This window comes from Bacillus sp. FJAT-22090 (assembly GCF_007676755.1).
Lineage (GTDB): Bacteria > Bacillota > Bacilli > Bacillales_A > Planococcaceae > Psychrobacillus.
Genome location: NZ_VEBK01000010.1, coordinates 89,647 through 105,844, shown reverse-complemented (window position 1 = coordinate 105,844; position 16,198 = coordinate 89,647). Strand labels below are relative to the sequence as shown.

At 40.7% G+C, this 16,198-nt stretch carries 17 protein-coding genes; all 17 read left to right on the top strand.

Annotated features, from left to right (window positions below; genetic code table 11):
• Positions 1-2: 2 nt before the first annotated feature.
• The 17 genes from FS486_RS13325 to FS486_RS13245 all read left to right on the top strand — a co-directional run bounded on the left by FS486_RS13325 (position 3) and on the right by FS486_RS13245 (position 16,155).
• On the top strand, positions 3-1,472 hold the full coding sequence (locus tag FS486_RS13325; protein ID WP_144512043.1) for an adenosylcobinamide amidohydrolase: 1,470 nt from the start codon (positions 3-5) through the stop codon (positions 1,470-1,472).
• Positions 1,473-1,474: 2 nt separating this feature from the next.
• On the top strand, positions 1,475-2,434 hold the full coding sequence (gene cbiB, locus FS486_RS13320) for an adenosylcobinamide-phosphate synthase CbiB (protein WP_144512042.1): 960 nt from the start codon (positions 1,475-1,477) through the stop codon (positions 2,432-2,434).
• The gene (locus FS486_RS13315; RefSeq protein WP_144512041.1) at positions 2,421-3,497 is read left to right on the top strand and encodes a pyridoxal phosphate-dependent aminotransferase; all 1,077 of its coding nucleotides are present in this window, start codon (positions 2,421-2,423) and stop codon (positions 3,495-3,497) included. The genes cbiB and FS486_RS13315 overlap by 14 nt, the downstream gene beginning before the upstream one ends.
• A complete protein-coding gene (locus FS486_RS13310; RefSeq protein WP_144512040.1) occupies positions 3,470-4,000 on the top strand; it encodes a bifunctional adenosylcobinamide kinase/adenosylcobinamide-phosphate guanylyltransferase in 531 nt (176 codons plus the stop codon). Before FS486_RS13315 ends, FS486_RS13310 begins: the two co-directional genes overlap by 28 nt.
• Positions 4,001-4,009: 9 nt before the next feature.
• Positions 4,010-4,840, top strand: coding sequence for a cobyric acid synthase (locus FS486_RS13305; protein WP_144512039.1), 831 nt, complete (start codon positions 4,010-4,012; stop codon positions 4,838-4,840).
• A complete protein-coding gene (gene cobS, locus FS486_RS13300; RefSeq protein ID WP_144512038.1) occupies positions 4,837-5,586 on the top strand; it encodes an adenosylcobinamide-GDP ribazoletransferase in 750 nt (249 codons plus the stop codon). The genes FS486_RS13305 and cobS overlap by 4 nt, the downstream gene beginning before the upstream one ends.
• Positions 5,556-6,155 (top strand): histidine phosphatase family protein, encoded by a 600-nt coding sequence (locus FS486_RS13295; RefSeq protein WP_144512037.1) that lies wholly within the window; start codon positions 5,556-5,558, stop codon positions 6,153-6,155. Before cobS ends, FS486_RS13295 begins: the two co-directional genes overlap by 31 nt.
• Positions 6,107-6,490, top strand: coding sequence for a bifunctional adenosylcobinamide kinase/adenosylcobinamide-phosphate guanylyltransferase (locus tag FS486_RS13290; RefSeq protein ID WP_144512036.1), 384 nt, complete (start codon positions 6,107-6,109; stop codon positions 6,488-6,490). The genes FS486_RS13295 and FS486_RS13290 overlap by 49 nt, the downstream gene beginning before the upstream one ends.
• Positions 6,491-6,492: 2 nt before the next feature.
• Positions 6,493-7,083 (top strand): cob(I)yrinic acid a,c-diamide adenosyltransferase, encoded by a 591-nt coding sequence (locus tag FS486_RS13285; RefSeq protein ID WP_144512035.1) that lies wholly within the window; start codon positions 6,493-6,495, stop codon positions 7,081-7,083.
• A gap of 5 nt (positions 7,084-7,088) precedes the next feature.
• A complete protein-coding gene (locus FS486_RS13280) occupies positions 7,089-7,571 on the top strand; it encodes an ECF transporter S component (protein WP_144512034.1) in 483 nt (160 codons plus the stop codon).
• Positions 7,564-8,229 (top strand): hypothetical protein, encoded by a 666-nt coding sequence (locus FS486_RS13275; RefSeq protein ID WP_144512033.1) that lies wholly within the window; start codon positions 7,564-7,566, stop codon positions 8,227-8,229. The genes FS486_RS13280 and FS486_RS13275 overlap by 8 nt, the downstream gene beginning before the upstream one ends.
• Before the next feature lie 532 nt (positions 8,230-8,761).
• Positions 8,762-10,915, top strand: a complete 2,154-nt coding sequence (locus FS486_RS13270) for a (Fe-S)-binding protein (protein ID WP_144512032.1) — start codon at positions 8,762-8,764, stop codon at positions 10,913-10,915.
• 174 nt (positions 10,916-11,089) lie between these two features.
• Positions 11,090-12,298, top strand: coding sequence for an acetyl-CoA C-acetyltransferase (locus FS486_RS13265; RefSeq protein ID WP_144512112.1), 1,209 nt, complete (start codon positions 11,090-11,092; stop codon positions 12,296-12,298).
• Positions 12,295-13,146: a 3-hydroxybutyryl-CoA dehydrogenase gene (locus FS486_RS13260; RefSeq protein ID WP_144512031.1), complete on the top strand. Its 852-nt coding sequence runs from the start codon at positions 12,295-12,297 to the stop codon at positions 13,144-13,146. Before FS486_RS13265 ends, FS486_RS13260 begins: the two co-directional genes overlap by 4 nt.
• Positions 13,147-13,158: 12 nt before the next feature.
• Complete coding sequence (locus FS486_RS13255; RefSeq protein ID WP_144512111.1) at positions 13,159-14,295, top strand: acyl-CoA dehydrogenase; 1,137 nt, start codon at positions 13,159-13,161, stop codon at positions 14,293-14,295.
• Between the two features lie 90 nt (positions 14,296-14,385).
• Positions 14,386-15,525: an acyl-CoA dehydrogenase gene (locus FS486_RS13250; protein ID WP_144512030.1), complete on the top strand. Its 1,140-nt coding sequence runs from the start codon at positions 14,386-14,388 to the stop codon at positions 15,523-15,525.
• A 9-nt stretch (positions 15,526-15,534) separates the two neighbouring features.
• Positions 15,535-16,155 carry a TetR/AcrR family transcriptional regulator gene (locus FS486_RS13245; RefSeq protein WP_144512110.1) on the top strand — a complete coding sequence of 207 codons (621 nt, stop codon included), beginning with the start codon at positions 15,535-15,537 and terminating at the stop codon, positions 16,153-16,155.
• Positions 16,156-16,198: the final 43 nt, after the last annotated feature.

Here is a 16,198-nt window from a genome sequence, read left to right as displayed (position 1 = left end):
TTATGCTGCAAGTGGAAAACGTGTCAGGTGGCTATGATCGAAAAATGATCGTGAAAAACGTCTCCTTTGAAGTTGAAAAAGGAGAAATGCTTGGCATACTTGGTCCGAATGGTAGCGGAAAGTCAACGCTGCTAAAGGTGATAAGTGGAATATTAAATATGGAGTCTGGGGATGTCCTAGTAGACGGAAGATCGTTAAAATCGTATACCTCAAAAGAGCTTGCTAAAAAAATGGCAGTTTTACCGCAATTACATAGCCATGCATTTTCGCATACGGTGAGGGATACGATTGCACTTGGTCGTTATCCCCATCAAAGTGGATTGTTCTCTTCTTGGTCGGATGAAGATGAAACGGCAGTAGCTGAAGCGATGAAACTTACGGCAATGGAAAGATACGAGCATCAAATGCTAGACCTTTTATCGGGTGGAGAGCAGCAACGTGTATTTGTTGCCCAAGCCCTTGCGCAACAGGCACCGATACTACTACTGGATGAACCGACCAATCATCTAGACATTGCCCACCAAAAACAATTGCTTGATACGATTAAAACACAGGCAATTGAGAAGGGAATTACGATTATTAGTATATTCCATGATATTAATCTTGCATCACTATATTGTGATCGCCTGCTACTAATGGATCGAGGGGAAGTTAAAGTAATAGGTGCACCGCATGAAGTAGTACAGAAAGATCAAATTGAAACGGTGTACGAAGCAAGGATTAGCACAAATCCACATCCAGAGCGTCCGAAGCCCCAAATCACCATTCTTCCTGATGTAATTGAAAAACCGAATAATAAACGAATCACTACAGAAAACTTCCAAATTACAGGTGAGTTAGTTATTTTTGAAGCGGAAACGCAACTCAAAACATGGTCATCCGCAGTGATCAATGCTGGAAGTGGATGGTATAAAAACTTCGTCAATAGAAGAGTGGATGCCAACTACGCTTGTGATAATGTGCAAAAAGAAATGCTCGAGTATTTGGCAAAGGAAGGGTTTTCGGAAGCAGATACAGTAGGGATGATGACTGCTGTTAATACGAAGGATGCTATTATTAAAGAATATGATACACCATTTGGGAGCATCGTTATCATGGTAACGGCTGGAGTAGGGAACGCGGTGGACGTATCCAGAGCACATGAAGTAGAAATGCTCCCTGCAATTGGAACGATTAATACATGGATAGTCGTAAACGGAGAACTTTCTGACGAAGCTTTTATTCAATCGGTCATTACAGCTACTGAGGCAAAAACGAAAGCTCTTGCATTTGAGCAAGTTAAGGATCCTCGTACAGGAACAATCGCTACTGGAACATCAACCGATAGCATACTAATAGCAGCAACTCAAACAGGCACGCATATTCCATATGCAGGACCAATCACCGAAGTAGGTAAGAAAATCGGATTTGGTGTATATGAGTGTACAGTGGAAGCTATTCAAATCTATAAAAAAGCAAAAGGATGGAAATAGGAATGGGCCCACATATAATTGCTATTGCGATTGGATTGATATTGGATCGAATAATTGGCGATCCACCAAGCTGGCCCCATCCAGTAAAATTTATTGGCACCCTTATTTCTAAATTGACAGCATGGTTGAATAAAGGAAAAGCGCGGAAGGCGAAAGGTTTTTTACTCGTTTTTATCGTCATCGGGATAACATTCTCCGTTACGGTTGCTATTCTAATAGGAGCTTACGCTATTCATATATGGGTTGGAATCGCACTAGAAAGTATACTGATTGCATCTGGACTCGCTCAGAAAAGTTTAAAAGAGGCAGCACTGGATGTATATAAACCGTTGGTAGCAAAAGACTTACCTTCCGCTAGACAAAAGCTTTCCTGGATCGTTGGCCGAGATACGGAAAAATTAAATGAAAAAGAAATTACTCGTGGTGTTGTAGAGACAGTATCTGAAAACATAAGTGATGGAATAACTGCTCCTCTTTTTTATGCGTTTGTGTTCGCAGGTGCACCTGGGCTTTGGATCTATAAAGCGATAAATACACTCGATTCAATGGTTGGTTATAAAAACGAGAAATACGAAGAGTTCGGATATGCGGCAGCAAAGCTAGACGACGTAGCGAATTACATACCGAGCAGATTGACTGGCTATCTCATCATGCTCTGGGGCAAGAAGGAAAGCAACCTTCCATTCAGCAAACGGATGAAAGGCTGGTGGCAGGATGCAAAGAAACATCCAAGTCCAAATAGTGGCTATTTGGAAGCGGCAACTGCATATCAGCTAGGCATTCAGCTAGGTGGTACAAATACATATAAAGGGGTCGTTTCTAATCGAGCACTTATGGGAATCGGAGAGGTACCATTATCTCCCAACCATATATTAAGTACCATCTCTCATTTGAATACAGCTGTATTTTTATTTTGGCTATGGATGATGGTCATTGGAGGAATTTTAGTTGGCATTACCTAATCACGGAGCTAATGCTCATCACGTATATGAACGAATTGGAATCGACATGCCTCAAGTGGTTATTGACTATAGTGAAAATGTAAATCCATTAGGGCCACCAGCATTTGTGAATGAAAAATGGTCCACCTACGCACAGTTAATAACAAAATATCCAGATCCACTCGGAGAACCATTTTTATCAGCTGCAGCAAATTATCATAATGTAGCAGCGAGTAATGTGGTCGTTGGAAATGGAGCGGCGGAGATCTTCGCAAGCATTGCAAAACGATATGAGAATAAACGAGCGGTACTGATTCATCCAACTTTTTCAGAATATGAAGCAACACTAGCTCCTTACAATGTGTATATAAAAGAAATAATAGCAACTGGAAAGCTCCCCTTGGATGAAGTATTCGATGAAGTAGAGTTTGCAGAAGTGATTTATATTTGCAGACCTAATAATCCGACCGGACATTTAATCCCATTAGAAGAAATTATTCAAATAGCAAAATATGCGAAACGGTATAAATGTGAAATTATTTTAGACGAAGCGTTTCTTGATTTTATTGATGAACAAGAATCATTTATCCCGTATTTGAATGATTTTCCTAACGTTATTGTTGTACGTTCAATGACGAAAATGTACGCCATTCCCGGTATTCGACTAGGATACGCACTTGCTAGTGAACCGGTAATTAAAGATATACGTTCAAGAATGTCGCATTGGAATAGTAATGCGATTGCGACGACTATTGGAGCAGAGTGCTTGTTAGAGGAGGATTATCGTATGCAGGCTATCGCTTTTGCTAAAGAGATGCGTGAACAAATGACGCTATTTTTAAGAAAAAGGAACTGCATCGTATTACCTTCTACTACTAATTTTATTTGTTTTCAATTGCAGAATCCTGCTCGTTCGAAGGACTTTTTCGAGTATTTATTAGCAAAAGGATGTGTGCTTAGACACACAGAAAACTTCAAAGGGCTGGATGGAAAATGGTTTCGTGTGGGAATGAAAGAAAGTGTCCAAATGGAGCATTTGCAAAAGGAGATGACCGCATGGTTCGAGGAAAACTTGTCTTCATAACGGGCGGAGTGCGAAGCGGAAAAAGCAGTTTTGCTGAACATTACTTAATGGATGCGCAAGCAAAACGAAATGTATACGTCGCTTCTGGTGTTGCAGTGGATAACGAAATGAAAGAGCGCATCAACAGGCATCAAGATGACCGCGAAAACTACCCAGTCGCATGGGTGACAATTGAGCAGCCCCGCCATCTTGAACAAATCATTCCTCAAATCCAATATGGTGATGGCATCCTTTGGGATTGTGTCACCACATGGCTAGCAAACGAACTGTACGAAGGTCAAATGGAGGAAGTAGAGCGGAAACTGTATGAGACAATTGACCAGCTTTTAGAAACAGCAAAGGTTTTAGTGATCGTTTCAAATGAAGTACTCGATGAAAGCTTGTCCAAACATGAGGCAGTAAAACTGTATCAAAAATGGATTGGGACTATCCATCAAAAACTTGTGGAGAAAGCAAATCATGCATTCGAAATGGAATATAGCATTAGCTATCAATGGAAATGAGGGGTATAGATGAAAGGCTTAATGGTACAAGGAACCGCTTCAAGTGTGGGCAAAAGCCTAGTTTGTACAGCTATTTGTCGACTCCTTGCAAATGAAGGGAAGCAAGTGGCTCCTTTCAAATCGCAGAACATGTCAGGCTTAAGTATTCATACAGAAGATGGGTTGGAAATAAGTGTTTCGCAATCATTACAAGCAAAAGCAGCAAAAGTTCCTTATTTACCCGAAATGAATCCCATCTTATTGAAGCCTGCCAAAAACATGGAGACGGATATAATTATCTTAGGAAAAAAGCTAAATAGAATGAGTGGAATGCATTATCGGGAGCAATTTTTTGAGGAAGGCCAGAACCTCATCAAAAAGAGTCTAAATACGCTATCTAATGCGTACGAGTACTTAATATTAGAAGGTGCCGGCAGTCCTGTAGAAGTAAATTTACGAGACCGGGAATTAGTGAATATGCGGGTTGCCGAATTAGCAGATGTTCCGGTTGTTTTAGTTGCCAATATTGAGTATGGAGGTGTGTTTGCATCTATAGTCGGTACGTTAGCACTATTGCCGGAAGCACAAAGAGCACGAGTAAAAGGGATTATTATAAATAAGTTTCAAGGAGACGTTTCCTTATTCCAAGATGGAATCGATTTCATCGAAACGTACACAGGAATTGATGTTTTAGGAGTCATCCCTTATTTTGCAAACGAATTCGAGGAAGAAGATGGCGAAGCAAAAAGCAAGAAAAGTGCTTCAGATGCACAAATTAGTGAATGGGCAAACCATTTTAAAAAGCACATAAAATGGGAAAAAATCTTAAGCATTTTAGCTAATGATGTGGTACGAAAATGAGCAGTATCTTATTGGCTCTTCAATTTTTTACAATCATTCCAGTTAATAAAAACCTACCTATGGAAAAGCGAGCGATTACGGGGATGTACAATATTTTTCCTTGGGTTGGGGTTGGCATCGGAGCGATTGCCTGCTTAGTGCTCTACTTCGAATGGAGCACACTAATGACCGGATTTAGTATTGTACTTCTCGGCGTTGTACTTTCCGGTGGGCTGCATATGGATGGATTCATCGATACAGCAGATGCCTTTTTTTCCTATAAAGATCAATCGAAGCGATTTGAAATACTGGATGATCCGCGAGTTGGTGCATTTGGTGTGATGGCGGTTGTTTTTTTAGCAATAGGAAAAGTAATTATTGTATCTGAGGTACTTTCAAAGGAATCATTCCATTGGATTTTTGTATTGCTTATTCCTTTTTTCTCAAGAACTACACTATGTCTGCTATTTGCTTTAACGAACAGTGCTAAAACGAGCGGACTTGCATATTTTTTCAAGCAAAAAACACATGCGAATATCGTTATGATAGTTGCAGTTTGTCACTTTTTTATCGGTATAGGTGTTTTAGGCTGGATGACCAATTGGATGCTTGCCGTTACTGTTAGCGTGGTGGTAGTTGGTTTTATTTGTTTATTCCGAGGTTGGGTATTGAGAAACTTTGGGGGAATAACAGGTGATTTGCTTGGAGCAAGTGTAGAAGTTTCGGAGGTGGTGCTATGGCTAACCCTTTTGCTGTTACTCTCATAAGACATTTGCCGACTCAAGGCAATCGAGAAAAAAAGTATATTGGCTGGACCGACGAACCAATCATTACTGGAATGAAAACAAAAAAAGTGGCTTACAAAATGAAACACGTTGCAGGCAGCGATTTAATGCGCTGCAAGCAAACTGCAGCCCAGCTATTTACTGGAATTCCCTATATAGAGAATGCAAGTTTTCGAGAATGCTCCTTTGGTGATTGGGAACAAAAAACATATAATGATTTAAAGGAAAATAGTCAGTACCGAAGCTGGCTTGATAATCCAAGACAAGTAGCACCCCCTAATGGGGAGTCAATGGTAGAAATGGAAAATCGAGTACTACAAGCATTTTTAGAAACAGTAGCGAATGGAGAGAACCCTATAATTATTACGCATGGTGGGCCTATCCGTTTTTTATTAACTAAATTTGCAGATACGAATAAAGATTTTTGGGAATGGGAAGTACCTCATGGTTCCGTTTTTACATTGTATTGGACCAGCAAAGAAGCCATATTGGAGGGAAAACGATGCACGTCATTTTCGGTGGAGCATTTAATGGAAAACGAACGTATGTAGAAAAAAGAGTTCAAGGACGCGACGTGCAGTGGTTAGACGTCGAAGCGGACGCTCATGTTTTATTGCCTAATACAGAAGTAATAGTTGTCATGGGAGTGGAAAACCTGCAACAACCATACAGCAAAGAGTTACTTGAAAAATTGGAGGACTGGGATAACCTAGTGGAAGTTATTGTGATCGCTACAGAAATTGGTCGTGGAATCGTACCAATGGATGCGAGCTTGCGCAAGCTGCGGGACGATGTTGGTCGATTTTATCAACAGCTTTTTACAAAGGCAAGCAGTGTGACAAGAATTTGGTATGGGATTGCACAAACTATAAAGGGAGATGTGTGAAGATGAAAATTTATACAAAAACAGGCGACAAAGGGAAAACTGGTTTAATCGGCGGAAGAACGGATAAGGATGATATTCGCGTAGAAACTTATGGTACGATCGATGAAGTGAACTCGTTTATCGGGAAAGCAGTAACGGAGCTAGACCCAGCAATTTTTGCAGATGTATTAGAGGATCTAGAAACAATTCAACATGAACTTTTCGATTGTGGCGGTGATCTTGCAAATGTATCGAACCGCCGAATATACAAAATGTCGGATGAACTAATTGAAGCAATGGAAAAACGAATCGATGTGCTAGTAGAAGAAGGACCTGTGCTAGAACGTTTCATCTTACCTGGCGGGACACCTGCTGCAGCGACGCTTCATATCGCCCGTACCATTACAAGACGCGCAGAACGTCAAATGGTCACATTGATGAAAACAGATGAAGATGTTCCATCTGTTGTACAACGTTATTTAAATCGCCTATCGGATTATTTATTTGCAGCAGCACGAGTAGCAAATGTCCGCGCAAATGTATCGGACGTTGAGTACGTGCGCAGTGCCAAAGTATTTAAAAACGTAGGAAGCGAGAAAAAAGAGGGGGAGTAAGTAAGATGAAGCTTCGTTTACTTACGCTTGCAGCAATGTTTGCAGCTCTATCAGCGATTGGAGCTTTCGTTAAAATTCCAGTCGGCATTAATAGTGCGGCACTAGACACCGTTCCAGCACTTGTATCCGCAGCATTTTTGCCACCAATCTATGTGGGAGCAGCATCGATGATCGGTCATTTATCATCCTCTTTATATGCTGGATTTCCATTAGGACCACTGCATCTTATCATCGCTGCAGAAATGTTTTTGATTTTATTCGTATACACAAAACTACATCAAGCAGGACGAAGCATATTGAAATGGGTATTTTTCATAGTTGCGAATAGTTTGCTTGCAACACTCCCATTTTACTGGATCATCTCCCCGGCATTTTTTGTTGGGGCTTTGCCAGGAATTACAATTGCTACAGTGTTGAACGCCGGGATAGCGATAATGGTGTCTCCAGTTGTCGAGCGCGTAATGGAAAGAGTGAAAACCCATGCGTAACGCAGTTTTATTGCCAAATGGGCTCGTTTTAACAACCGATAATTCAGCTGGGATTGGTGAAAAAGAACACGATGTTGTTCAGGTGGATGATGAACTCGTTGCTTACTTTGCAGCAAGAGTCACTCTTATGGAACAATGGGCAGCGCAGGCTATTCCAGTTTCAATCGTCATGCATAACTTCTCTGGCAATAAAAGCTGGGTAAAGTATGTAACTGGAATAGAAAAATTATTTTTTGAATTAGATCAGCCTTGTCCAATTATCACAGGCAGCACCGAATCGAATATGGAAACAATGCAATCTGCAGTGGCTGTCACGATGATAGGTGAAAAGAAAGAAGTGGATGTCGAAGATTTTACATGGTGTGTGTATGGACTCCCATCCGTCGGCGAAGAAGTCCTAACAAAGACCGAGAAAATTGCAGACATGAAAAGAATCTGGGACGCACTGAATGGTGGGCTGGTTCAACGCGTTTGGCCAGTTGGTTCTTCCGGAATTGCAGAAGAGTGCAAGCGACTCGGCATACACTGCAAACTTGGTGGCGATTGGGGCCTTGAGAAATCAGCAGGCCCAGCAACTTCTGTACTACTTGGAGTAGCAAATAACCGAATCGACGAAGCAAAACTGCATTTTGGAGCGTATTTTAACAGAATAAATTGATTGGAAGGGCTATCTCGCGTGGAGATAGCCCTTTATCGTGCGGGGCTGGTTGCTTTTAGGGTCAAATTGGTTGCGTTCATCCCAGAGTTGGTTGCTCTCCGCGGTAAACTGGTTGCCTTCCCACATGGATTGGTCTCGTTAAGCCGCATTCTGGATAATAAAAACAGAAACTTCCAGCGCAAAAGCACTTTAGTTATCAAAATACGTTCAACAAATTGAATTGGTTGCGCACGTAGTCAAATTGGTTGCATTCATCCCAGAGTTGGTTGCTCTCCGCGGTAAACTGGTTGCTTTCCCACATGAATTGGTCTCGTTAAGCCATTTTTTGGTTAAAAGAGTTTTAATAATGCTGGATCTACGGCATCTTTCTGAATGCAAACTCTCCAGTTTTCCCCCAAATGAAAATTTTCAATAAATAAGTGTTGACTGAATGCTCATTCAGTTTTAATATTAAATTACTTCTTTATTAATCTATTAGCCTAATGGTATTCTATCAATAATGTCATTTTACGTCTTTAAGGGGGAGAATAAGATGAGTCCATTGTTAATCGCAAACTGGGTTCTGTTTATAGCAGTAACTTTGTATGCAATAGGATTGTTCGCATATTTGTTGAAAACAAGATATGCATATATTAAATTGGGGAAAAAAGTCGAATTTGAAGATAATGTGAAGGAAAGACTTCGCAAGATCTGGGTGTATGTGTTTGGACAAAAGAAATTGTTGAAGGATAAGAAGAGTGGAGCAATCCATGTGATGTTCTTCTACGGATTTTTACTTGTTCAATTTGGAGCAATTGATTTTATTTGGAAAGGATTAGCACCTGGATCGCATTTGCCATTAGGGCCTGTGTATCCGGCGTTTACTTTTTTCCAAGAAATCGTGACATTTGTTATTTTAATAGCAGTTGTGTGGGCATTCTACCGACGCTATATTGAAAAATTAGTTCGTTTAAAACGCGGATGGAAAAGTGGACTTGTTCTTATTTTCATCGGTGGATTAATGGTTTCTGTTTTAGTTGGTAATGGTATGGGCATGATTTGGCATGATCACGCTGCGGTTTGGTCCGAGCCGATTGCTTCATCTGTGGCAACGATTTTCGGTTTCTTGCCAGCAACTGCTGCTACAGCTATTTTCTATATCATGTGGTGGGCGCATTTATTGTTCTTACTAACGTTCTTGGTCTATGTACCACAATCTAAGCATTTCCATTTAATCACTGGTCCTGCAAATGTGTATTTCCACCGATTAGACAATGTCGGTAAACTACGTCCAATCAATTTTGAAGAGGAAGAGGACGAAGAGGCGGATGAAGAAGAAATGCCTTCGTTTGGTGTTGGAAATATTCATGATTTCACCCAAGCACAAATGATCGACTTCTACGCATGCGTAGAATGTGGACGTTGTACAAATATGTGTCCAGCAACGGGAACAGGAAAAATGCTGTCTCCGATGGACTTGATAACAAAGCTTCGTGATCATTTAACGTTTACTGGAGCTGTAGAAACGAAGTCAAAACCTTGGGTACCAGCATTAGCGTTCCAAGGAACAAAAGGAAACCAACTTGCAATGGCTGCTGGAGCAGAAGGTGCAATCATAGAAGATATTTATAGCCCATCACTTATTGGTGATGTCATCACAGAAGAAGAAATTTGGGCTTGTACTACTTGCCGTAACTGTGAAGACCAATGTCCAGTTATGAATGAGCATGTAGATAAAATTATTGACCTTCGTCGTTATTTAGTAATGACAGAAGGGAAAATGGATCCAGATGCACAGCGCGCGATGACAAACATTGAGCGTCAAGGGAACCCATGGGGATTGAACCGTAAAGAAAAAGAAAACTGGAGAGACGCTCGTCCGGACGTTCATATTCCGACAGTGAAAGAAGTATCGAAAGCTGGAGAAGAATTTGAATACTTGTTCTGGGTTGGTTCGATGGGATCATTTGATAATCGCTCACAAAAAATTGCATTAGCCTTTGCGCATTTGATGAACGAAGCTGGAGTAAAATTTGCTATTCTTGGCAATAAAGAAAAGAACTCCGGAGATACACCACGTCGTTTAGGAAATGAATTTTTATTCCAAGAGTTGGCTACTTCCAATATTTCAGAATTTGAAAAAGCTGGGGTAACAAAAATAGTAACTATCGATCCCCATGCATATAATATCTTTAAAAATGAATACAGTGATTTTGGCTGGAATGGAGAAGTGCTTCACCATACAGAAATGTTGTATGATCTAGTGCAAGCAGGTCGCTTGAAACCACAATATGCAGTGGAAGAAACAATCACATTCCATGACTCTTGTTATTTAGGAAGATACAATGATGTCTACGATGCACCACGTGAAGTATTGAAAGCAATTCCTGGTGTGAAACTAGTAGAAATGCAACGTAACCGAGAAACAGGAATGTGCTGTGGAGCTGGTGGTGGATTGATGTGGATGGAAGAACATGTAGGTAATCGAATTAACGTAGCACGAACAGAACAAGCATTAGAAGTAAATCCAACAATTATTTCTTCTGGATGTCCTTATTGCTTAACGATGTTATCGGATGGAACAAAAGCGAAGGAAGTAGAGGAAACTGTAGGCACTTATGATATTGCAGAACTTCTCGAAAAATCTATTTTCGGAGAAACTGTTATAACCGAAGATGACGATGAAGTAGCACCGACTGTTCAATAATTCGACAACTTTATATTGCAAATAATTTAATAGTTTCGTAAACTAATGATAATAGCAAGGGAGTAAATTTTTACTCCCTTTTTTCTAACAAATGATATCGAGCGAGCGTTCAGTCAACTCAATTTTTTTATTTTATTAGGGATGAAAGCGCATACAAACAAAGGGGTGGCTATGTTGACAAACACGGTAATTTTAGATGGGGCACGTACAGCGTTTGGAAAATTTGGAGGTGCACTTAGTAGTTTAACTGCTTCTGATCTTGGTGGTGCAGCGATTAAAGAGGCATTGAATCGTGCTGGTGTCGATGCAGTTGAAGTGGACGAAGTAATTATGGGGACTGTTTTACAAGCGGGTCAAGGACAAATTCCATCAAGACAAGCGGCAACAAAAGCAGGGATTCCTTGGTCGGTGAAAACAGAAACGATCAACAAAGTATGTGCTTCCGGGATGAGAAGCGTCACATTAGCAGATCAACTCATTCGCCTAGGGGATGAAGAAATAATCGTTGCTGGTGGAATGGAATCGATGTCCAATGCACCGTATTATTTACCAAAAGGACGCTTCGGACTTCGCATGGGAGATGCACAAATGGTAGATGGCATGGTTTATGACGGACTTTCATGCTCATTTCATCCAAAACATGTGCATATGGGAACTTACGGAAATTCTACTGCTCAAAGTTTTGAACTCTCTCGTGAAAAACAAGATGAATGGTCATATAGAAGTCATAGCCTTGCTCTAAAAGCAATCGATAATGGGATTTTAGCTGAAGAAATTACTCCGATCGAAATACCTCAACGAAAAGGTGACCCAGTTATTGTGAAAGAAGACGAAGCACCTCGTCGTGATACGTCAATCGATTCATTAGCTAAACTAAAACCGGCTTTTGGAAAAGAGGGAACGATTACAGCTGGAAATGCACCAGGGGTTAATGACGGTGCCTGTGCGATCGTTTTGACAAATGAGGAAAAAGCTAAAGAGCTTGGAAAAGAGCCACTTGCATATGTGTTAGGACACGCGGAAATTGCAATTGAACCAGAAAACTTTCCACAAACACCTGGTATAGTGATCAATAAATTGCTTGATAAAACAGGTAAAACTTTAGAAGATATCGATTTATTTGAAATAAATGAGGCATTTGCGGCAGTAGCTTTGGTTAGCAGCCAAATTGCAGGACTGGACGAAGAAAAAGTAAATGTAAACGGTGGAGCAGTAGCACTTGGTCATCCAATTGGTGCATCTGGTGCACGTATTATTTTAACGCTTGCTTACGAACTGAAACGTCGCGGTGGAGGTATTGGTGTCGCTGCTATTTGCTCTGGTGGCGGTCAAGGTGATGCAATTATGATTGAAGTTCTTAAAAACGGAGGCAAAAACGCATGACTATTCAAAAAGTGATGGTAATCGGTGCAGGACAAATGGGGTCAGGAATCGCTCAAGTTTGTGCTCAAGCAGGATTTGAAGTGAAGCTAAATGACCGGGAAGACCAATTTTATGAGCGTGGTATTCAGACAATTACGAAAAACTTATCTCGCAATGTCGAAAAAGGTCGTATGACTGAAGAAGAAAAACAAGTAGTACTTAATAATATTACAAAATCGCTTTCCATCGAAGACGCTAAAGATGTGGATATCGTCATTGAAGCAGCGGTAGAAAATATGGAAATCAAACAATCGATTTTTAAACAGCTAGATGAAATCACGCCAAAGCATGCGATTCTAGCAACCAATACTTCTTCACTTCCTATTACGGAAATTGCTGCAGTGACGAATCGCCCGGAGCAAGTAATTGGCATGCATTTTATGAATCCAGTGCCTGTGATGAAGCTAGTAGAAATTATTCGCGGTCTTGCAACATCAGACGAAGTTTACACAGCAATTGAAGAAATGACGAAAAAGCTGAGCAAAGTGCCAGTAGAAGTAAATGATTTCCCAGGTTTCGTTTCGAACCGTATTTTAATGCCGATGATCAACGAAGCAATTTACACTTTATATGAGGGTGTGGCATCAAAAGAAGCAATCGATGATGTGATGAAAATGGGTATGAATCACCCAATGGGTCCACTTCAACTTGCAGATTTTATCGGGTTAGATACTTGTTTGTATATTATGGAAATTTTACATGAAGGATTCGGAGATAGTAAATATCGTCCATGTCCACTTCTTCGAAAATACGTTAAAGCTGGTTGGTTAGGGAAAAAATCTGGTAGAGGCTTCTACACTTACGATTAAGGGGCATATATGATGGAGCTAAAGTTTACTGAAGAACAACTAATGATGCGCAACATGGTCAGGGATTTTGCGAAAACAGAAATCGAACCATTTATCGAACGAATGGAAAAAGGAGAATTTCCTCGAGAAATCATTCGTAAAATGGGCGAGCTCGGATTAATGGGAATTACGGTGCCTGAACAGTATGGTGGATCGGAAATGGATTTTACAAGCTACGTGATCGCGATCAATGAGCTTTCAAAAGTAAGCGCGGTTGTAGGGGTAATTCTTTCTGTACACACATCAGTTGGAACAAATCCAATCCTCTATTTTGGCAATGAAGAACAAAAAAATAAATATGTACCGAAACTAGCATCTGGAGAATACTTAGGGGCATTTTGCTTAACAGAACCTTCTGCGGGATCGGATGCAGGTGCGTTGAAAACGAAAGCAGTGAAGAAAGACGATCACTATGTGTTGAATGGTTCGAAAGTATTTATAACAAATGGTGGAGAAGCAGATGTGAATATTGTATTTGCTACCACGGACCCTTCGCTTGGCTCGAAAGGAATTTCAGCATTTATCGTAGAGAAAGATACGCCAGGTTTTATTGTCGGAAAAGATGAAGAGAAAATGGGATTACATGGCTCCCGTACAGTTCAACTGACATTTGAAGATATGAAGATTCCTGCGGCAAATCTTCTCGGTGAAGAAGGCGATGGATTTAAAATCGCGATGGCAAACTTAAATACAGGCCGTATTGGAATTGCAACTCAAGCACTTGGCATTGCAGAAGCAGCATTTGAAGCGGCAGTCGCCTACTCAAAAGAACGTATCCAATTTGGCAAGCCAATCGCTGTAAACCAAGGGGTAGGATTTAAACTTGCTGATATGGGAACTGCAGTAGAAGCTGCTAAACTGCTTGTATACAGAGCGGCGAGCCTTCGTGACCAAGGTCTTCCTTGTGGAAAAGAAGCATCGATGGCTAAGTTATTTGCTTCGAAAACAGCAGTAGATGTAGCAATTGAGGCAGTGCAAGTATTCGGCGGATATGGCTATACAGAAGATTACCCTGTAGAACGTTACTTCCGTGATGCAAAAGTGACGGAAATTTACGAGGGAACTAGTGAAATTCAGAGAATCGTTATTAGTAAGCACTTAACGAATTAAAGAATTATCCTTTAAATGGCTAAGGGATACCAAAATCATATAAAAGAGCAACCAAAACAAGCAAAACTATCAAAAAGGGCGGGAATGACAATGAATTTTCAACTTTCAGAAGAACATGAAATGATTCGTAAAATGGTACGTGATTTTGCAGAAAACGAAGTAGCACCAACTGCTGCAGAGCGTGACGAAGAAGAACGATTTGACCGTGAAATTTTCGATAAAATGGCGGAGCTTGGATTGACAGGTATTCCTTGGCCAGAAGAATACGGCGGAATCGGTTCTGACTACCTTGCATACTGTATCGCTGTGGAAGAGCTATCACGCGTTTGTGCTTCAACTGGAGTAACACTTTCTGCACATACATCACTAGCTGGATGGCCAATTTTCAAATATGGCAATGAAGAACAAAAACAAAAATACCTTCGTCCAATGGCGGAAGGCACGAAAATAGGCGGCTATGGTTTAACAGAAGCAGGTTCAGGTTCTGATGCTGGTGGCATGAAAACAACTGCTAAATTAGATGGAGACCACTATGTGTTGAACGGATCTAAGATTTTCATTACAAACGGTGGAATTGCTGATATTTATGTAGTGTTTGCCGTAACAGATCCAGAATCAAAACATAAAGGAACAAGTGCTTTTATCGTAGAAGCAGATTTCCCAGGATTCTCTGTAGGGAAAAAAGAAAAGAAATTGGGAATTCGTTCTTCGCCAACTACAGAAATCATTTTTGACAATTGCCGTGTGCCAAAAGAAAACCTGCTTGGGGAAGAAGGAGAAGGGTTCATCATTGCGATGAAAACTTTAGATGGTGGACGTAACGGGATTGCTGCTCAAGCAGTTGGGATTGCGCAAGGAGCGCTAGATGCTGCAGTAGGATATGCAAAAGAGCGCGTTCAATTCGGTAAACCAATCGTTGCAAATCAAGGGGTATCATTCAAGCTAGCGGATATGGCGACTGCAACAGAAGCATCTCGCTTACTTACGTATCAAGCAGCATGGTTAGAGTCAAACGGACTTCCTTATGGGAAAGAGTCTGCAATGGCAAAACTAATGGCAGGCGATACAGCGATGAAAGTAACGACAGAGGCAGTGCAAGTTTTCGGAGGATACGGCTATACAAAAGACTACCCAGTAGAGCGTTATATGCGTGATGCAAAAATAACTCAAATTTACGAGGGAACACAAGAAATTCAACGTCTTGTTATTTCTCGTATGCTAACGAAGTAATCGATGCCTATGGAAAAAAAGCATGAAGTTCTGACATCTGTCAAAGATGAAAGTCTCATCGAAAAAAGGCGCCATCAAATGATCCGTGCAGGTGTTACACTATTTAAGCAAAAAGGCTTTCACCGGACAACTACAAGAGAAATTGCAAAAGAAGCCGGTTTTAGTATTGGGACTCTGTACGAATACATTCGAACAAAGGAAGATGTGCTCTATTTAGTTTGCGACAGTATTTACAATGAGGTACATAGCAAGCTATCTCAAATCACATTAGAAAATGGCACAACCGAAGACTTAAAAACTGCAATACGTCACTATTATGGCGTCATTGATGATATGCAGGATGAGTTTGTTGTTATGTATCAAGAGTCAAAATCCTTACCAAAAGGTGCATTACAATATGTACTCACTAAAGAATTAGAAATGGTCGAGATTTTCAGGAAAATCCTTGTTAGCTGCAAACAAGTTGGGGAACTTGAGCTAACAGATGCACAAGTCAAACTGTATGCACATACACTCGTCGTTCAAGGGCAAATGTGGGCATTTAGAAGATGGGCATTGCGCAAAGAATTTTCACTCGAACAATTTACAGAACTACAAATAGAATTTGTACTCAGTGGGATGGGGAAATAAGAAAAGCGGAAGCGCCTATGTCTGCTCCAACAGGCAAATGTTC